The sequence below is a fragment of the Acidovorax sp. JMULE5 genome (genome assembly GCF_013376875.1).
Classification (GTDB): domain Bacteria; phylum Pseudomonadota; class Gammaproteobacteria; order Burkholderiales; family Burkholderiaceae_C; genus Acidovorax; species Acidovorax facilis.
Genome location: NZ_CP035951.1, coordinates 725,434 through 742,046, shown reverse-complemented (window position 1 = coordinate 742,046; position 16,613 = coordinate 725,434). Strand labels below are relative to the sequence as shown.

15 protein-coding genes and 2 riboswitches are annotated in these 16,613 nt (G+C 63.7%); of the genes, 11 read left to right on the top strand and 4 right to left on the bottom strand.

Annotation, left to right across the window (positions count from 1 at the left end; all coding sequences use genetic code 11):
• Window positions 1–158 precede the first annotated feature (158 nt).
• The gene (locus EXV95_RS03415; protein WP_010458688.1) at window positions 159–617 is read right to left on the bottom strand and encodes an Lrp/AsnC family transcriptional regulator; all 459 of its coding nucleotides are present in this window, start codon (window positions 615–617) and stop codon (window positions 159–161) included.
• 380 nt (window positions 618–997) lie between these two features.
• On the opposite strand from EXV95_RS03415, the gene EXV95_RS03410 reads away from it, so the two are divergent.
• The 7 genes from EXV95_RS03410 (at window position 998) to EXV95_RS03380 (ending at window position 9,373) form a co-directional block, all read left to right on the top strand.
• Entirely contained in the window at window positions 998–1,969 is a 972-nt protein-coding gene (locus tag EXV95_RS03410) for a TRAP transporter substrate-binding protein (protein ID WP_176885810.1), read from the top strand.
• Window positions 1,970–2,097: 128 nt separating this feature from the next.
• Window positions 2,098–2,592 (top strand): TRAP transporter small permease, encoded by a 495-nt coding sequence (locus EXV95_RS03405; RefSeq protein WP_055397396.1) that lies wholly within the window; start codon window positions 2,098–2,100, stop codon window positions 2,590–2,592.
• Complete coding sequence (locus tag EXV95_RS03400; RefSeq protein ID WP_176885809.1) at window positions 2,589–3,866, top strand: TRAP transporter large permease; 1,278 nt, start codon at window positions 2,589–2,591, stop codon at window positions 3,864–3,866. Before EXV95_RS03405 ends, EXV95_RS03400 begins: the two co-directional genes overlap by 4 nt.
• A 13-nt stretch (window positions 3,867–3,879) precedes the next feature.
• Window positions 3,880–3,963: riboswitch (glycine riboswitch) on the top strand.
• 21 nt (window positions 3,964–3,984) lie between these two features.
• Window positions 3,985–4,111: riboswitch (glycine riboswitch) on the top strand.
• 49 nt (window positions 4,112–4,160) lie between these two features.
• Window positions 4,161–5,303 carry a glycine cleavage system aminomethyltransferase GcvT gene (gene gcvT, locus EXV95_RS03395; protein WP_176885808.1) on the top strand — a complete coding sequence of 381 codons (1,143 nt, stop codon included), beginning with the start codon at window positions 4,161–4,163 and terminating at the stop codon, window positions 5,301–5,303.
• A gap of 85 nt (window positions 5,304–5,388) precedes the next feature.
• Window positions 5,389–5,763: a glycine cleavage system protein GcvH gene (gene gcvH / locus EXV95_RS03390; protein WP_121506574.1), complete on the top strand. Its 375-nt coding sequence runs from the start codon at window positions 5,389–5,391 to the stop codon at window positions 5,761–5,763.
• A 77-nt stretch (window positions 5,764–5,840) separates the two neighbouring features.
• Window positions 5,841–8,747, top strand: coding sequence for an aminomethyl-transferring glycine dehydrogenase (gcvP, locus tag EXV95_RS03385; protein ID WP_176885807.1), 2,907 nt, complete (start codon window positions 5,841–5,843; stop codon window positions 8,745–8,747).
• A gap of 14 nt (window positions 8,748–8,761) precedes the next feature.
• Entirely contained in the window at window positions 8,762–9,373 is a 612-nt protein-coding gene (locus EXV95_RS03380; RefSeq protein WP_176885806.1) for a Crp/Fnr family transcriptional regulator, read from the top strand.
• Between the two features lie 6 nt (window positions 9,374–9,379).
• On the opposite strand, the gene EXV95_RS03375 is transcribed toward EXV95_RS03380, so the two are convergent.
• Entirely contained in the window at window positions 9,380–10,045 is a 666-nt protein-coding gene (locus EXV95_RS03375; protein WP_255484907.1) for a c-type cytochrome, read from the bottom strand.
• Window positions 10,038–11,285 (bottom strand): sulfite dehydrogenase, encoded by a 1,248-nt coding sequence (gene soxC / locus EXV95_RS03370; RefSeq protein WP_176885805.1) that lies wholly within the window; start codon window positions 11,283–11,285, stop codon window positions 10,038–10,040. Before soxC ends, EXV95_RS03375 begins: the two co-directional genes overlap by 8 nt.
• 233 nt (window positions 11,286–11,518) lie before the next feature.
• On the opposite strand from soxC, the gene EXV95_RS03365 reads away from it, so the two are divergent.
• The 4 genes from EXV95_RS03365 (at window position 11,519) to EXV95_RS03350 (ending at window position 15,660) form a co-directional block, all read left to right on the top strand.
• Window positions 11,519–11,920: an FKBP-type peptidyl-prolyl cis-trans isomerase gene (locus EXV95_RS03365; protein WP_369801340.1), complete on the top strand. Its 402-nt coding sequence runs from the start codon at window positions 11,519–11,521 to the stop codon at window positions 11,918–11,920.
• Window positions 11,921–11,924: 4 nt separating this feature from the next.
• Window positions 11,925–12,965, top strand: a complete 1,041-nt coding sequence (locus EXV95_RS03360) for a MerR family transcriptional regulator (RefSeq protein WP_176885804.1) — start codon at window positions 11,925–11,927, stop codon at window positions 12,963–12,965.
• A gap of 72 nt (window positions 12,966–13,037) precedes the next feature.
• Complete coding sequence (locus EXV95_RS03355; protein ID WP_176885803.1) at window positions 13,038–14,318, top strand: acyltransferase family protein; 1,281 nt, start codon at window positions 13,038–13,040, stop codon at window positions 14,316–14,318.
• Between the two features lie 88 nt (window positions 14,319–14,406).
• The gene (locus EXV95_RS03350; RefSeq protein ID WP_370460254.1) at window positions 14,407–15,660 is read left to right on the top strand and encodes an MFS transporter; all 1,254 of its coding nucleotides are present in this window, start codon (window positions 14,407–14,409) and stop codon (window positions 15,658–15,660) included.
• A 64-nt stretch (window positions 15,661–15,724) separates the two neighbouring features.
• Here the strand turns inward: EXV95_RS03350 and EXV95_RS03345 are convergent, their stop codons facing one another.
• Entirely contained in the window at window positions 15,725–16,387 is a 663-nt protein-coding gene (locus EXV95_RS03345; RefSeq protein WP_121506582.1) for an NAD(P)H-dependent oxidoreductase, read from the bottom strand.
• Window positions 16,388–16,613 lie beyond the last annotated feature (226 nt).

Below are 16,613 nucleotides of genomic sequence, written 5' to 3'. Positions count from 1 at the left end.
TTGATCCGCGTGTTCCACAGCCTTTGAACCGCAAAAACAGAGCATCGCCGGGTTTCCTCGATGCCTGCGCAATGGAACTGCGACTGGATGCAAATGCTATTAAAACAATAGCTACTGGCGCTTTACAGATAAGCGCTAGAGTCCATTTTCATTCAAACTCACCCCACAAACAGGGGCAGATCGGCCTTCTTGAGAGTGCGCAGCACGAAGCTGGAGCGGCTGTGCCGGATGCCTTTGATCTTGTAGAGCTTCTCACGCAGCAAGCGCTCGTAATCGCGCGTGTCCTTCACGACGATGCGCAGCAGGTAGTCGTAGTCGCCAGACACCAGGTGCGCCTCGATCACCTCAGGAATGCTGGCGAGTGTTTCGCCAAATTTTTCGAGCGTGTTGTCGGAATGGCTGTCGAGCGTGACCTGCACCAGCACCGTGTCGGCCAGGTCCAGCGACTGCGGGTTGATGCGCACGGTATAGCCCTGGATCACACCCGCCTCTTCCATCTTCTTGATGCGGCCCCAGCAGGGCGATGCGCTCAGGCCCACGGCCTGCCCGATCTCTTGCAGGCTGGCGCGGGCGTTGCCCTGCAGCACAGCGAGAATTTTTCTATCCAGTCGATCCATCGGCTGGATTATTCACCAATCTTCGCCAACACAGAAAATTATTCTGCGATTCACTCCATTTGAAGCGAATTCAGCAAATTCATCTCATCCGCCCCGCGCATACTTCTTCCATCAAGGCGCTCTTACCGGAGCGCACAAACTGACAAGGCCCCGGCTGGTTACCGCCAGCACGGGGCCCTTGGCATTTTGGGCGTCGCCCGTGGCCAACAGAAGCGCCTTGGCAAGCGCCCTGGTGGATAGTTAATAAGCACGCTTACCAGCACAAACCCCGATGCCTGCGCCGATGCTGCACCGCCATAATTTGGCAGAGGCTGGGGTCCGCTCTGCAAGGAGCAACCGTGCATCCCCACCAACCCAGCCCACCATTAACAGGAGACAGCATGCAACTGACCAAACTCGTCGTCGGCCTGAGCCTTGCGCTCGGCTTTGTGGCCACCGCTGCCGCGCAGACCACCATGCGCATCAGCATCTCGACAGCCCAGAATTCCCACCAGGGGATTGCCATCGACACGTTTGCCAAGGAAGTCGAAAAGCGCACGGCCGGCCGCTACAAGGTACAGACGTTTTACAACGGCGCCCTGGGTGGCGAGCGCGAATCGATTGAAGCCGTCCAGCTGGGCACGCAAGAGCTGGCCTTCAGCTCCACCGGCCCCGTGCCCAACTTTGTGCCCGAAGCGCGCATCTTTGACGTGCCCTTCCTGTTCCGCGACAAGGCCCATGCGCGTGCGGTGCTGGACGGCCCCATCGGCCAGGAGATGCTGACCAAGTTCGATAGCAAGGGCTTCAAGGCCCTGGCCTGGGCCGAGAACGGCTTTCGCCACATGACGAACAGCAAGCGGTCGGTGAACGCGCCTGAAGACCTGAAGGGCCTGAAGATGCGCACGATGGAAAACCCCGTGCACATCGCCGCGTACAAGGGCTTCGGCATCATCACCACGCCCATGGCCTTCCCCGAAGTGTTCACGGCCCTGCAACAAGGCACCGTGGACGGCCAGGAGAACCCACTGCCAGTGATCATCTCGGCCAAGTTCGACCAAGTGCAAAAGCACCTGACATTGACTGGCCACGTGTATTCGCCTGCCATCTTCGTGATGAACAAGGCCTCGTTCGACAAGCTCTCGGCCGCTGACAAGCAAGCCTTCATCGACGCCGCCAAGGAAGGCACCAAGGCCAACCGTGCACGCGTGGATGAAGACGACGCCAAGGGCGTGGCCGACCTGCGCGCCAAAGGCATGACGGTGGTGGACAATCCGGACAAGTCCAAGTTTGTGGCGGCGCTGGCGCCTGTGAACGCCGAGTTTGAAAAACAGTTTGGCAAGGCCACCCTGGACAAGATCCGCGACGTCAAGTAGTTGCATGCGCATCAGCTACTATATTTTTAGTAGCACACAACGCCCGTAGAATAAGCGCTACGGGCGTTTTTTATCTTCAATCTGATTCTCTCCACCGAATCATCTGAACCCATGGCGTTGTCCGCCCCATGAAAAAAGCTTTTCTGATGTTTGAACGCGGGGCCACGTTTGCAGCGTTGCTCGGCGCGTGCGCCATGCTGGTCATTGCCGCATCGCTGGGCATGTTCCAGATCGTGACCCGCTTTGTGCTGGAGCAGCCCGCCGAGTGGACTGAAGTGCTGATCCGTTTCAGCCTGATCTGGATGGTGTTCCTGGCCATCCCCAGCGCGTTCCGCCAGGGCGCGATGGTGAGCGTGGATGTGCTGTACCGCTGGAGCCCGCCGCGCGTGCGCCGGGTGCTGGACTATGTCGTGGCGGTGGCGGCGCTGGCGCTGATTGGCGTGATCGTGTGGTGGGGCTGGGACTATGCCCAGCGCGGCGGCGTGCAGTCGATGGCGGGCCTCGAATCCGTCTCCATGTTCTGGGCCTACGTGGCCATGCCGGTGGGTGGCGTGTTCAGCGCCATTGGCATCGTCGGCAACCTGCTAGACCCTCAACGCCTTGAGCTGGAGACCGCGCAATGACCACAGTCATGATCACCACCATGGTGCTGTGTTTTGCACTCACCGTGTCCGTGGCCGTTTCCATCGGCCTGGCCTCCATCCTGGGCATCCAGGTGGCCAATGCCAACATGCTGATCTCTGTGAAGGAGATGTTCGGCTCCATCAACAAGTTTCCGCTGGCGGCCATTCCGTTCTTCATCCTGGCCGGGAACCTCATGGAGACCGGTGGCATCTCGCGCCGCCTGGTGGAGTTCGCCAAGAGCATCGTGGGCGGCGTGCAGGGCGGCCTGCCCATGACCTGCGTGCTCACCTGCATGATTTTTGCGGCCGTGTCGGGCTCGTCGGTGGCCACCACGTTTGCCATTGGCGCCATTCTGATTCCTGCGCTCATCAAGCACGGCTACCCCACGAGCTACGCCGCATCGCTGCAGGCCACCAGCGCCGAGCTGGGCGTGATCATCCCGCCCTCCATACCGATGATCCTGTATGGCGTGAGCGCCGAAGTGTCGATTGGCGAGCTGTTCATTGCAGGCTTTGGCCCCGGGCTGCTGATCAGTGGCGCGCTGATGCTTTTTGTCTGGGCGTACTGCAAGTACAAGGGCTGGGGCAAAAACGACGGTGACGGCCGCATGCCTCTTGGCAAGGCCACGCTGCAGGCGGGCTGGGCGCTGCTGATGCCGGTGATCATCCTCGGCGGCATCTACGGCGGCGTATTCACCCCCACTGAAGCATCGGCCGTGGCTGTGTTCTACGCATTGATTGTGGGTGTGGTGATATACCGCGAGATCAGGCTCAAGGACCTGTTTGCCATCCTGCGCAAGTCGGCCATCTCGTCCGCCGTGATCATGTTCATCATTGCCAATGCGGGCCTGTTCGCCTTCCTCATCACCCGCGCTGGCGTGCCGGATGCCATCGGCCGCTGGCTGGAGGCGGTGCTGCAATCCCCTGCCCTGTTCCTGCTGGGCGTGAATGCGGCGCTTTTCGTGATCGGCATGTTCATCGAGACCAGCGCCGCCATCATTGTTCTGGCACCCATCCTGGCTCCCGTGGCCATCCACTTTGGCATCGACCCGGTGCACTTTGGCCTGATCATGGTAGTGAACCTGGCCATGGGCATGATCACGCCGCCGTTTGGCGTGAACCTGTTTGCAGCCTGCACGGTGGCGCGAATATCGCTGGACCGCATCGTCGGGCACCTGATTCCGTTTGTGCTTGTCATCATGGCCTGCCTGATGGTGGTGACCTATGTGCCGCAGTTGTCGCTGGGTTTGCGCGATCTGGTCTACGCAAAGTAGTTAGAATCCCCCGGTCAGGAGAGAGTGCCAAGCCCCACAGGCCACCGCACCGCCGAAGGCGCAGGCAGCAGCCGAACGCTCAGGCAAAAGGACTGACAACCGCCCGCAGTGATGTGGGCGTTCCCTTGCTGGAGAGAGATGGCCCACCGCACCGCGTGTTGAGGCCATCCACCGAAGGAGCAAACCGCACGGCCAGCCAGGGCGCTGCGGTGAATCTCTCAGGTAAAGCGGACAGCAGGGCAAATCCCGTAGCCACCTTGTGGCTGCGGCCCTCATTTGCCCCGGAGTTCCGCCATGTCAGCCACCGCCCCCCTGCTTACCACGCCCCTGAACGCCCTGCACATTGAGCTGGGCGCCCGCATGGTGCCGTTCGCCGGCTACTCCATGCCCGTGCAATACCCCGCTGGCCTGATGGCCGAACACCAGCACACGCGCAGTGCGGCGGGCTTGTTTGACGTCTCGCACATGGGCCAGTTCAAGCTGGTCGGCCCTGACGCCGCAGCGGCGTTTGAAACCCTGATGCCGGTGGACGTGATCGACCTGCCCGTGGGCAAACAGCGCTACGGGCTGCTGCTCACCGACGAAGGCACGGTCATCGATGACCTGATGTTTTTCAACCAAGGCGTGGTGGATGGCAAGCCCACGCTGTTCGTGATCGTGAACGGTGCCTGCAAGGTGGGCGACATTGCCCATATCCAGGCGCGCATCGGCCAGCGTTGCAATGTGATCCCCATGCCCGACCACGCGCTGCTGGCGCTGCAGGGCCCGCAGGCCGTCACAGCACTTGCGCGCCTGGCGCCCGGCGTGGAAAAGCTGGTTTTCATGACGGGCGGCGATTTTTCCATTGCGGGCTGCGACTGTTTTGTGACCCGCAGCGGCTACACGGGCGAAGACGGTTTTGAAATCTCGGTGCCCGCCGCTCAGGCCGACACCCTGGCCCGCGCCCTGCTTGCTCAGCCCGAGGTCAAACCCATCGGCCTGGGCGCCCGCAACTCGCTGCGGCTCGAAGCGGGCCTGTGCCTGTATGGCAACGACATCGACATCACCACCACGCCGCCTGAAGCCGCGCTGAACTGGGCCATCCAGAAGGTGCGTCGCACGGGCGGCGCCCGCGCAGGGGGTTTCCCCGGAGCAGACAAGGTGCTCGCGCAGATCGACAACCCCGCCAGCCTGCAGCGCAAGCGCGTTGGCCTCGTCGCGATGGAGCGTGTGCCCGTGCGCGAACACACCGAATTGCAGAGCGAAGACGGCCAGAAGATTGGCGAAGTGACCAGCGGCCTGCTGGGCCCCACGGTGAACGAACCCGTGGCTATGGGCTATGTCACACCCGCCTTCGCCGCCATCGGCACGCGGGTGAACGCCATCGTGCGCGGCAAGGCCGTGCCCATGGAAGTGCGTGCCATGCCCTTTACCCCCGCGCGCTACTACCGCGGCTGACCGTCTGAAACTGCGCCACCCCGGCTACAGTCTTGGCTGGCATCGGCACTTTTGTTTGTTTCCCCCCTTTTTTTCTGGAGCCCCCATGACCGTCAAGTTTTCCAAGGATCACGAGTGGATCGACATCTCCGACCACGAAGCCGCCACCGTGGGCATCACGGTACACGCCCAGGACGCGCTGGGCGATGTGGTGTTTGTGGACCTGCCCGAAGTCGGCAAGACCTTCACCCAGGGTGAAGTCGCCGGCGTGGTGGAGTCCGTCAAAGCCGCCGCCGACGTGTACATGCCCGTCACCGGCGAAATCGTCGAGGTGAACGAAGCCCTGCGCGCCGACCCCTCGCTGGCCAACACCGACCCGCTGGGCGCTGGCTGGTTCTTCAAGGTCCACGTGACCGACATGATGCAATTCGACGCGCTCATGGACGAACCTGCGTACGCAGAGTTCGCCAAGAACGCCTGATCTCCGGATCTTTTGTTCCCCGAGGCCCGGCGCCCTGCCGGGCCAATGTGCCTCCTTGTTGTCCCACGCCGCCGCCGATGACCACCCTCGCCCCCCTGCCCACGCTCGCAGCGCTTGAAAACGCCACCGAATTCCTGCCACGCCACATCGGCATCGATGCGGCCGATGAAGCGCACATGCTGTCGGTGATTGGCGAGGCCTCGCGCCGCGCCCTCATCGACTCCATCGTCCCGCGCTCCATCGCACGCAGCAGCGCGATGGACCTGCCCCTGCCGATCACGGAAGCGGCGGCGCTGGCCGAACTCAAGGCGATGGCATCGAAGAACCAGGTCCTGAAGAGCTTCATCGGCCAGGGCTACTACGGCACCCACACACCGGGCGTCATCCTGCGCAACATCCTGGAGAACCCCGCCTGGTACACGGCCTACACGCCGTACCAGGCCGAAATCTCGCAAGGCCGCATGGAGGCGCTGGTCAATTTTCAGACCATGGTCTGCGATCTGACCGGCATGCCGATTGCCAATGCGTCGATGCTGGACGAAGCCACGGCCGCCGCTGAGGCGATGACGCTGGCCAAGCGCTCCGTCAAGAGCAAGAGCAATGTGTTTGTGGTGGCCGGTGATGCCCACCCGCAAACCATCGAAGTGATCCAGACCCGTGCCAAGCCCCTCAATATCGAAGTGGTGCTGGCCAACTCCGCCGCCGAATGGGATGCAGCGCTGAATGGCGAGTATTTCGCCGTGCTGGCCCAGTACCCCGCCACCAGCGGCCGCATTGATGACCTGCGCGCTGACGTGGAGAAGGCCCATGCCAAACAGGCCGCCTTCATCGCAGCAGCCGACCTGCTGGCCCTCACGCTGATCACCCCTCCCGGCGAATGGGGCGCAGACATCGTCGTGGGCACCACGCAGCGCTTTGGCATGCCCATGGGCGCGGGTGGCCCGCACGCTGCCTACATGGCCTGCCGCGACGAGTTCAAGCGCAGCCTGCCTGGCCGCCTGGTGGGCGTGAGCGTGGACGTGCATGGCAAGCCCGCCTACCGCCTGGCCCTGCAAACGCGCGAGCAGCACATCCGCCGCGAAAAAGCCACGTCGAATATCTGCACCGCGCAAGTGCTGCCCGCCGTGATCGCCAGCATGTACGCCGTGTACCACGGCCCCGAAGGCCTGCAGCGCATTGCGCAACGCGTGGCCAGCTACACCGCCATTCTGGCCAAGGGGCTCACACAACTGGGCGCGCCGGTGCGCCCGCAGGCGTGTTTTGACACGTTGACGCTCAAAACCGATGGCGCTACTAAATCCATAGCTTCTCGCGCAGTACAGCTGGGCGCCAACCTGCGAATTTACTTCGAAAACTACCTGTGTATCTCGCTGGACGAGACCACCACACGGGCAGACATCGAGCTGCTGTGGAAAGTCTTCGCCCAGGACTGTCAGGCGCTGCCCACGTTCGATGCTTTTGAGAAAGGCGTGGAGTTGCTGATTCCGGCCGAGCTGCGCCGCACCAGCAGCTACCTCACGCACCCGGTGTTCAACACCCACCACTCCGAAACCGGCATGCTGCGCTACATCCGCCAGCTGTCTGACAAGGACCTGGCGCTGGACCGCAGCATGATCCCGCTGGGCAGCTGCACCATGAAGCTCAATGCCACGAGCGAGATGATCCCCATCACCTGGCCCGAATTCGCCAACGTGCACCCCTTCGCACCCGCTGACCAGTTGCAAGGCTACAAGGAGCTGGACGAACAACTGCGCGCCTGGCTCTGCCAGGCCACGGGCTACGCAGGCATCAGCCTGCAGCCCAACGCCGGATCGCAAGGCGAATACGCGGGCCTGCTGGCCATCAAGGCCTACCACGAAGCCCAGGGCCACGGCCATCGCAACATTTGCCTGATCCCCAGCAGCGCCCACGGCACCAACCCCGCCAGCGCCCAGATGGTGGGCATGCAGGTGGTGGTGACGAAGTGCGACGACAACGGCAACGTGGACATGGCCGACCTGCAGGCCAAGTGCGAACAGCACAGCGCCAACCTGGCCTGCATCATGATCACCTACCCCAGCACGCACGGCGTGTTCGAAACGCAGGTGAAGGAACTGTGCGCCCTGGTGCATAGCCACGGCGGCCGGGTGTATGTGGACGGCGCCAACATGAACGCCCTGGTGGGCGTGGCAGCCCCCGGCGAGTTCGGCGGCGACGTGAGCCACCTGAATCTGCACAAGACCTTCTGCATCCCCCACGGCGGTGGCGGCCCTGGCGTGGGCCCTGTGTGTGTGGTGGCCGATCTGGTGCCCTACCTGCCTGGTCATGCCACGGCCGGTGTGGCCGGCGGCGTGGGTGCCGTGTCGGCAGCACCTCTGGGTAATGCCGCCGTGCTGCCCATCAGCTGGATGTACTGCCGCATGATGGGCGCCGAAGGCCTGCAGGCCGCGACCGAAACCGCCATTCTCTCGGCCAACTACATCAGCGCACGCCTCAAGGATCACTACCCCACGCTGTACGCGAGCGAAGGTAAGGATGGCAAGCCGGGCCACGTGGCGCACGAGTGCATCCTGGACCTGCGTGGCCTGAAGGACACCAGCGGCGTGATGGCGGAGGACGTGGCCAAGCGCCTGATCGACTACGGCTTCCACGCACCCACGCTGAGCTTCCCCGTGCCCAACACGCTGATGGTGGAGCCCACCGAAAGCGAGACGCTGTTCGAGATCGACCGTTTCATCGACGCGATGATTGCCATCCGAGAAGAGATTCGCCAGATCGAGTCGGGCGCCTGGCCGCAGGACAACAACCCGCTGAAGAACGCGCCCCACACGGCCGAGAGTCTGCTGGGCAGCGAATGGGCTCGCCCTTACGCCCGCGAAGCTGCCGCTTACCCCGTGGCCGCTCTGCGTAGCAACAAGTATTGGTCGCCCGTAGGCCGCGTGGACAACGTGTGGGGTGATCGCAATCTGAGCTGCAGCTGCATCCCGGTGTCTGACTACGCCTGATACGCCTGAACGCAGTGACCTCGATCACCAGCGCCTGCACTGTCTGCCAGCCGCCTGCGCTGGAGGCGCTGGTCCGGTCTGAACCTGCCCTGGCCGCTCTGTGGCAGGCCCTGCCCCGCCGGCAGTTCGGCGCAGGCAGGTTACTGCAGCGGGCGGGCGAGACCAGTACGCGCTGCTGGCAGGTGCGCAGCGGTGTGGTTCGGCTGTTCTACCTGAACGAACAAGGTACCGAACGCAACCGGTCGTTTCACGGCACTGGCAGCTGGGTGGCTGGCAACCTGCCTCCCCTGGCGCTGCCCAGCCCTTATGCCATCGAGGCCCTGGCGCCCGTAGAGGCTGTGGAGCTGGGCTATGCCACCTTGCAGCAGTGGCAACGCAGCTTTGCCCACCTCGGCCCCTTGCTGGAAGAGGCCCTGGGCTATGTGTTTCAGCAGCACGCACAGCGCGAAGCCGAGTTGTTGAGCCACCCGCCCGAGGTGCGCTACCAATCTTTTCTCGCTACACATGGTGATTTGACGCCCCATCTGCCGCAGCACCATGTGGCCAGCTACCTGGGCATCTCGCCGGTATCGCTATCACGCATCCGGGCACGGCTGGGCATGGTGGAAGCGTCACGCGGCGTTTGAGAATTTTCAGCGGTCCTGTGGCCACGCACTGACCGAGCGATCCCGCCCAGGCATCACCACTTGGGGCAATTTTTCCTTGTCCATGACGGCGTCACCTGCCACCAACCCGTTCAGATGCAGCAGGTGCGCGGTGATGCCGTACACCTCGTTATCGGTCAGGCTCTTGGGCGCGTGCATCGGCATGCCCCGGCGCACATAGTCGAACACCGTCGTGGCATAAGGCCACATAGCGCCCACCGACAACACCTGCAGCGGGTACTTGCGCACGCGCAAGGGGCGCAGCGGGTCGCTCCAGCCGATCAAACCATCTGTGCCCACCAACCGTGCGGCAGGCCCTTCGATACCCTGTGCGCCGTGGCAGGCGGCACAGTGCATGGCGTACAGGCGCGCGCCCTGCTCCACGCTGCCCCGGCCGGGTGGCAGATTGCGGCCGTTGGGGAAGACGGTGATGGCATAGCGATCGATGTCGGCAGGCGAGAGCGGCTGGCCTAAGCCGATGACAAGTGGCGGCGCTGCTGGTGCAGGAGCCGCAGCGGATGGCGCCTGGGCCTCGCTGGCTCTGCCTGCACTCAGCAGTCCCATCACCATGACCATCACCATCGCCACGGCCACGCCCCGCCGCAGGGTGGTGCGCCCTGCGAGCAGCAACCGGCTGCACAGGTCTTCACGCATAGACGTTCTCCACGCGACCATCGGCTTGCACGCGCCAAGCCTGCACCGCGTTGTAGTGGTTGAACGAGTGCATGGCGTAGCGGCGCTTCCACTCGCTGCGCAGTGGCTGCGTGCGGCCGTGTTCGTCCGTGGCGCGGCTCATCAGGTCGGCCTTGCGGCCGTTCCACTGCCAGGGCAGCGTGAAGCGCGTGAAGGCCCGGTCCAGCACCGGGCCATGCAGCTGCGCCGCAGCCCAGGTGCGACCTCCGTCCACGGACACATCCACACGCGTTATGCGCCCCCGACCCGACCAGGCCAGACCAGCGATTTCGTAAAACCCATGGGGCTGAGGCAAACGCTGCTGGCCTGAGGGGTGCGTGATCACCGACTTCACCTCCATGTGGAACGCGAAGCGCTCGATCCGTCCATCGGTCAGCACTTGTGTGTACAGACCCGACTCGTCCTTGGTGTAAGCGGGCGCGTCGGTCACTTCGAGCCGGTGCAGCCATTTCACGTTGACGTTGCCCTCCCAGCCCGGCATGAACAGGCGCATGGGGTAGCCCTGCGAGGGCCGCAGCCGCTCGCCGTTCTGGTACAGCGCCAGCATGCCGTGCTCCAGCAAGGCCTTCAGTGGCAGGCTGCGGCTGTGTGATCCACCGTCGGCGCCTTCGGCCACCACCCATTGGGCGCTGTCTTTTAGCCCCGCTTCGTTCAGCAGATAGGCCAGCGGCACGCCCGTCCACTCCGAACACGACACCTCGCCCGCAATCTCGCCCAGCGTCTGGTCCAGAGCCGTGGGCGATAGCGCGTTGGCGGCTGAGTTGCCCGCGCATTCCAGAAAATGCACGCGGCTGACCATGGGGTAGCGCAGCAGACGCTCCAGATCAAAACGCAGCGGTTTGTGCACCAGCCCATGCACCTTCAGTGTGTGGCGCTCCGGCGCAATGTCGGGCACGCCGTTGTGGTGCACGGCAAAGTGCAGGCCGCTGGGGGTGATGATGCCGCGCTGGTGCTGCAACGGCGTGCGCCACACAGGAAAGCCTGCCGCAGTGGACAAGGTCCGCTCCACCTGCGCCTCCTGAGCTGCGGGCAGGCCGTACGGCAGATCGGCCCCACCGGGGCGGGTCATCGCATCGGGCAAGCGGGCGGCCAGTGGCTGTGGCGGCGCTGCCTGCGCCGCCGCCATACCCACGCCCCCCGTCGCAAGCCCCCCCAAAAAAGTCCTCCGAGCCAGTCCGCTGTGGCCGTTGAATGAACGCATCCGTCATCTCCGCAAAAACAAGCACTCGGCACCCATTGGCCGCAGCTGCAGTGTTGCCATCCGCATGCCGCAGCGCATTAACGTTGGTTAACGCGCCCACAGTGGATTGGCACCAGCCAAGGCGCCACGCCCTTTACACTGGCGCGCCGCTTGCAGCCCAACCGTTGCTGACGAGCAAAATGGCGTTCTGACTTTTCCCCCTTTCTTTTTTGTTTCAAGGACTCCCCGTGCGCATTTCTTCCGCCCTTGTGCTCATTGGCCTTCTGGCTGCCCCCTTTGCCTCTGCCCAGGCCGCAGGCCCCGTCACCACGGCCAGTGGCCTGGTTTATGAATCGCTCAAGGACGGCACCGGCGATTCGCCCAAGGCCACCGACACCGTCAAGGTGCACTACAAAGGCATGTTTCTGGACGGCAAGGAGTTCGACAGCTCCTACAAGCGCGGCGAGCCGACGTCGTTCCCGCTCAACGGTGTGATCCCCTGCTGGACTGAAGGCGTGCAACGCATGAAGCCGGGTGGCAAGGCCAAGCTGACCTGCCCGCCCTCCATCGCTTACGGCGCCCGGGGAGCCGGTGGCGTAATCCCACCCAATGCCACGCTCAACTTCGAGATCGAACTCATCTCCATCGGCCGCTGACCCCATGCTGCTCAAGGTCGGTGATCTCGCGCGGCGCACCGGCCTGACGGTGCGCACGCTTCACCACTATGACGAGATCGGGCTGCTCAAGCCTTCAGGCCGGTCCGAGGCGGGCTACCGCCTCTACAGCCAGGCCGATGTGCAGCGACTGCACGGCATCCAGACCATGCGCCAGATGGGCCTGGCGCTCAGCGACATCGGGGCGCTGCTGGCGGGTGACGGCATGGCCCCCGAACGCATCATCGGGCAGCAGATCCGCTCGCTGGACCAGCAAATCGCGCAGGCCACCGAACTGCGCGGACGCCTGACCATGCTGAGGGACGGCCTGATGGCCGGTGCCGAGCCAGACATGGGCAACTGGCTGGAGGCCCTGGCGCTGATGACGACCTATGGCAAGTATTTCAGCTCGGCCGAACTCAAGCACATCTTTCAGAACTGGAACCTCATTGAGGCTGACTGGCTGATCGTCAAAGACCTGGTGCGCAGTGCCATGGACCGCCAACTGGCACCCGACACACCCGAGGTGCAGGCGCTGGCCTACCGCTGGATGGCGCTCATGCTGCACTGGATGAAGGGCGATCTGGACCTGCTGGAGCGCTGGGGCCATATGTTCCGCACCGAACCCAGCACCCAGGGGCGCAACCACGCACCGCCGGGTGAAATGATCGAGTACATCGAAACGGCCATCAAGCTGCGCATGGCGCTGCTGGAAAAGTACCTGACCCGCAACGATCTGCGCACACTGGGCCATGTGCCCCATACCGACTGGGCAGCGCTGGAGCAGGACGTTCAGCAGCTTCTGGCCCGCGCCCTTCCTCCCCACCACCCCGATGCGGTGGCTGCCGCTTTGCGCTGGAACGCACTGTTCGACACACTCACGCGGCGCAGCCCCGAGTTGCGCCAAAAGCTGCTCATGGCCTCAGCCAATGAACCGCTGCTGCAGGCAGGCTCGCCCCTGAGTGCTCCCGTGCGCGCCTATCTGCAGGCAGCGCTGGCGCACGCAATGCCAGCACCTGCGGCTGCTGTGGTATCCCCACACCGCTGACAACAGCACCGCCCCAAAAAGTCAGAAAAGTGCTTGACCCTCACGCAACGTGAGGCTTCACAGTCGGTCCCTATGAATGGACCGACTCACACCCCAGAATCCGCCGCCCCGGGCCGCAAACTGCATGCCCTGGACAATCTGCGCGCCGCCATGATGTGGCTGGGCATCGTGCTGCATGTTTCGGTCATTTACATGAGCCGGCCGTCTCCCCTGCCCTGGCACGACGATTTGTCCACGTCGGTGGCCGACTTGCTGGTGGCGGTGATCCATGCGTTCCGCATGCCCCTGTTTTTTATCCTGGCCGGTTTTTTTGTGTCGGCACTGGTGCAGCACCGAGGGCTGGCGGGCATGGTGCGCAACCGGCTGCGCCGCCTGGGCCTGCCTTTTGTGGTGTTCTGGCCGCCCTTGTTGGCGGTCAGCACCCTGCTGGGCCTGTTGTTCCTGCACCGCATGGCCCATGGCACCTGGGGCGTAGACCGCAGCCTGCTGCCCCACGGCCCCAACGTACCCAAAGGCCCACCGACCATGCACCTGTGGTTTCTGTGGATGCTGCTGTGGCTGGCCGTGTTCACGCCTGTGGTGTGGGCTGCGGCACGTGCGCTGCCTGGCGGCGTGCAAAAAGCCCTGGGGCGCTTCGCCGCCTGGCTGGGCGGTTCGGCCCTGGGCGTTGTGGCGCTCACCCTTCCACTCGCCTGGATCGGCGCCCACTACGACCACGGAATCGTCACGCCCAGCGGTTCCTTTCTGCCTCCCTTGGCGGAATGGCTCCACAACGGGCTTTTCTACGGATTCGGGCTGTGCCTGTACACGCAGCGCAGGGACTTGATGGTGCGCTACGCAAGGCATTGGCCCGTGCTGGCGGGCCTGGGGCTCGTTTGCTTCCTGATCACTGCATTCTTGTCGGAAGTGCTGGCCCAGCCTGAGGCTTCGGCCTTTGCTCTGGTCCTGGTCACCGGTGCCTTCACCGAGATCCTGGCCGAGCCCGTCTCTGCCACCCGGCACCTGCAGTTCTGGATGGCACTGGCTTACAACGCCGCGTCCTGGTTGTGGAGCTTTGCGCTGATCGGACTCTTTCTGCGCCACGTCGGCCAGCCCCGTGCCTGGCTGGCCTACCTGGCCGACAGCTCGTACTGGGTGTACCTCGTGCACCTGCCGCTGACGATTGGTTTTGGCGCGCTGCTGTATGGCGTGCCGATTCCCGTCCTGGCCAAGATGGCTCTCAACGTGCTGGCCACCACGGCCCTGTGCCTGGCCAGCTACCACCTGTGCGTGCGATTCACCGCCGTGAGCCAGTGGCTCAACGGGCGCCGGCACACCCGCAAATCTTTTGGAGACTCTGTTCATGCGACCTGAAATGCCCCATCACCCTTCGCCCCCCCACCCAAAGAGCGCCCCCCAGGACCCGCGCGCCGCGCTGTTCAAGGACCCCAACTTTCGCTGGATGACGAGCGGCTCCTTCCTGTCCATGCTGGGCGACCAGTTCACGCTGATTGCACTGCCCTGGCTGGTGCTGCAGATGACGGGCGACACCCTGGTGCTGGGCACCGTGCTGGCCCTCATCAGCGTGCCGCGCGCACTGTTCATCCTGATCGGCGGTGCACTGGTAGACCGCCACTCGCCCAAGCAGGTGCTGATGATCACCAAATACATCAACCTGGTGCTGCTGGCCGTGCTGGCGGGGCTGGTGCTTGCAGGCACCCTGACGCTGTGGATGGTGTATGCGCTGTCGCTGGGCATTGGCCTGGCCACGGCCTTCAGCATTCCTGCTGGCACGGCCATGATGCCGCACGTGGTGGCGCGCTCGCAGTTGCAGGCCGCCAACGGCATCAGCCTGGGCCTGCGCCAGCTGACCATGTTCCTCGGGCCCCTGCTGGCAGGGCTGCTCATTGCGCTGTTTGGTGCGGGCGACGCAGTCAAAGAAGTCGCCAGTGCACCGGCCAATGCCAACGCCACCGGCATCGGCCTGGCCTTTGCGCTGGATGCCCTGAGCTTTGCGGTGTCCGCCTGGACGCTGTCCAAGGTGCAGACCCATGCAGGCAACTCGGCCCCGGCTGCCGCACCCCAGGCGGTGCTGGCATCGGTGGCGCAGGGCCTGGTTCACTTCTGGCGCGATGGAGAACTGCGCACCTGCTTTCTCTACTGGAGCGCCATCGCCCTGTTCATCATGGGCCCCATCCACATCGCCATCCCCGTGCTGGCCAGCAGCACGCCAGCGCTGGGCGCGGCCGCGTTCGGCACCATGGTGGGCGCCCATGGCGCGGGCACGCTCCTGGGCATGGTGGTGTCGGGCATGTTGCCGAGGCTGCGTTTTGGCAGCCTGGGCATGACCATCCTGGCGTTCGACGCCATCATCGGTGTACTGTTCATGCCTATGGGGCTGATCACGGCCGTGTGGCAGGGCGCAACGCTGATGCTGGTCATCGGCCTGCTCGGCGGCTTCATGCAGGTGAGCGTGTTCACCTGGATCCAGCAACGTGTGCCGCCGGCCCTGATTGGCCGGGCGATGAGCCTGTTCATGTTCATCTTCATGGGCCTGGCCCCCATCTCCGCAGCCGTCACGGGCTGGGTGATGAAAAGCATCACGCTGACCCAGCTGTTTGCGGCCAGCGGAGGTACGCTGGTGGTGCTGGCCGCACTGGCTTTTGTACTGACGCCCATGCGCCGCGTGACGGATGCAGCACCCGCCACACGCTGAGGCTCCCCACGCAAAAAGGGCTGGACCACTGTCCAGCCTTTTTTTGTGTCTTAGGAGGAGATCCTCAGACTTCAGTCACGAACTGCTCGCGGGGGCGGCGCACCTTCTTCAGGTTCACCAGCCAGTCGCCTTCATCGGCGCGGTAACCCAGCGGCAGGATCGACACGCTGCGCAGGCCACGTGCCCGCAGGCCCAGGATCTCATCGAGCGCGTTGGGGTCAAAACCTTCCATGGGGGTGGAGTCCACCTCTTCAAACGCAGCGGCGATCAGTGCGGCACTCATGCCAATGTAGGCTTGGCGGGCTGCGTGCTGGAAGTTCACCTCGGCATCGCGCTGGGGGTAGCTGTTCAGCAGCATCTGGCGGTAGTTTTCCCAGCCTTCGTTCTTGAAGCCACGCTGGTCATTGGTCAGGTCGAACATCATGTTGATGCGATCGGCCGTGTAGTTGTCCCATGCAGCAAACACCAGCAGGTGCGAGCCGTCGGTGATCTGGGCCTGGTTCCAGGCGATGGGCTGGATCTTGGCGCGCACAGCGGGATCGGTCACCACGATGATTTCAAAGGGCTGCAGGCCACTGGAGGTGGGCGCCAGGCGCGCGGCTTCGAGAATGCGCTCCACCTTCTCCTGCGGAACAGCCTTGGCGGGGTTCATCTTCTTGGCGGCATAGCGCCATTGCAGTTTGTTCAGCAGGGGTTGTGCAAGGGAGGTGTCGTCGATGGGGTTCATGGCAAAAATTCCTGACAGTCAGTAGCGATCGGGTTGGATCTAAAAAATGCGGGATGGTGGAACTGTAGGGATCCGAATCTCCTTCGGTAAGCCCCGTGAGAGAAAAGGATTGTTCGCAATTGATCAACAATCGCCCCTTGAAAGACGCGCTGAAGCCGTTCCCCCCGGTCTCTGCGTGTACGAGCCCCCGGGGCCTGCAGGATCCGCAGGCTTGCGGGCGTACACT

Excerpts from the sequence above, each read along its gene's own strand:
- gcvT (WP_176885808.1), top strand. The coding sequence starts at position 4,161 with ATGTCAGCCACCGCCCCCCTGCTTACCACGCCCCTGAACGCCCTGCAC.
- gcvP (WP_176885807.1), top strand. The coding sequence starts at position 5,841 with ATGACCACCCTCGCCCCCCTGCCCACGCTCGCAGCGCTTGAAAACGCC.
- EXV95_RS03345 (WP_121506582.1), bottom strand. The coding sequence starts at position 16,387 with ATGAACCCCATCGACGACACCTCCCTTGCACAACCCCTGCTGAACAAA.
- EXV95_RS03410 (WP_176885810.1), top strand. The coding sequence starts at position 998 with ATGCAACTGACCAAACTCGTCGTCGGCCTGAGCCTTGCGCTCGGCTTT.
- gcvH (WP_121506574.1), top strand. The coding sequence starts at position 5,389 with ATGACCGTCAAGTTTTCCAAGGATCACGAGTGGATCGACATCTCCGAC.
- EXV95_RS03415 (WP_010458688.1), bottom strand. The coding sequence starts at position 617 with ATGGATCGACTGGATAGAAAAATTCTCGCTGTGCTGCAGGGCAACGCC.
- soxC (WP_176885805.1), bottom strand. The coding sequence starts at position 11,285 with ATGCGTTCATTCAACGGCCACAGCGGACTGGCTCGGAGGACTTTTTTG.
- EXV95_RS03355 (WP_176885803.1), top strand. The coding sequence starts at position 13,038 with ATGAATGGACCGACTCACACCCCAGAATCCGCCGCCCCGGGCCGCAAA.
- EXV95_RS03350 (WP_370460254.1), top strand. The coding sequence starts at position 14,407 with ATGACGAGCGGCTCCTTCCTGTCCATGCTGGGCGACCAGTTCACGCTG.
- EXV95_RS03405 (WP_055397396.1), top strand. The coding sequence starts at position 2,098 with ATGAAAAAAGCTTTTCTGATGTTTGAACGCGGGGCCACGTTTGCAGCG.
- EXV95_RS03400 (WP_176885809.1), top strand. The coding sequence starts at position 2,589 with ATGACCACAGTCATGATCACCACCATGGTGCTGTGTTTTGCACTCACC.
- EXV95_RS03360 (WP_176885804.1), top strand. The coding sequence starts at position 11,925 with ATGCTGCTCAAGGTCGGTGATCTCGCGCGGCGCACCGGCCTGACGGTG.
- EXV95_RS03375 (WP_255484907.1), bottom strand. The coding sequence starts at position 10,045 with ATGCGTGAAGACCTGTGCAGCCGGTTGCTGCTCGCAGGGCGCACCACC.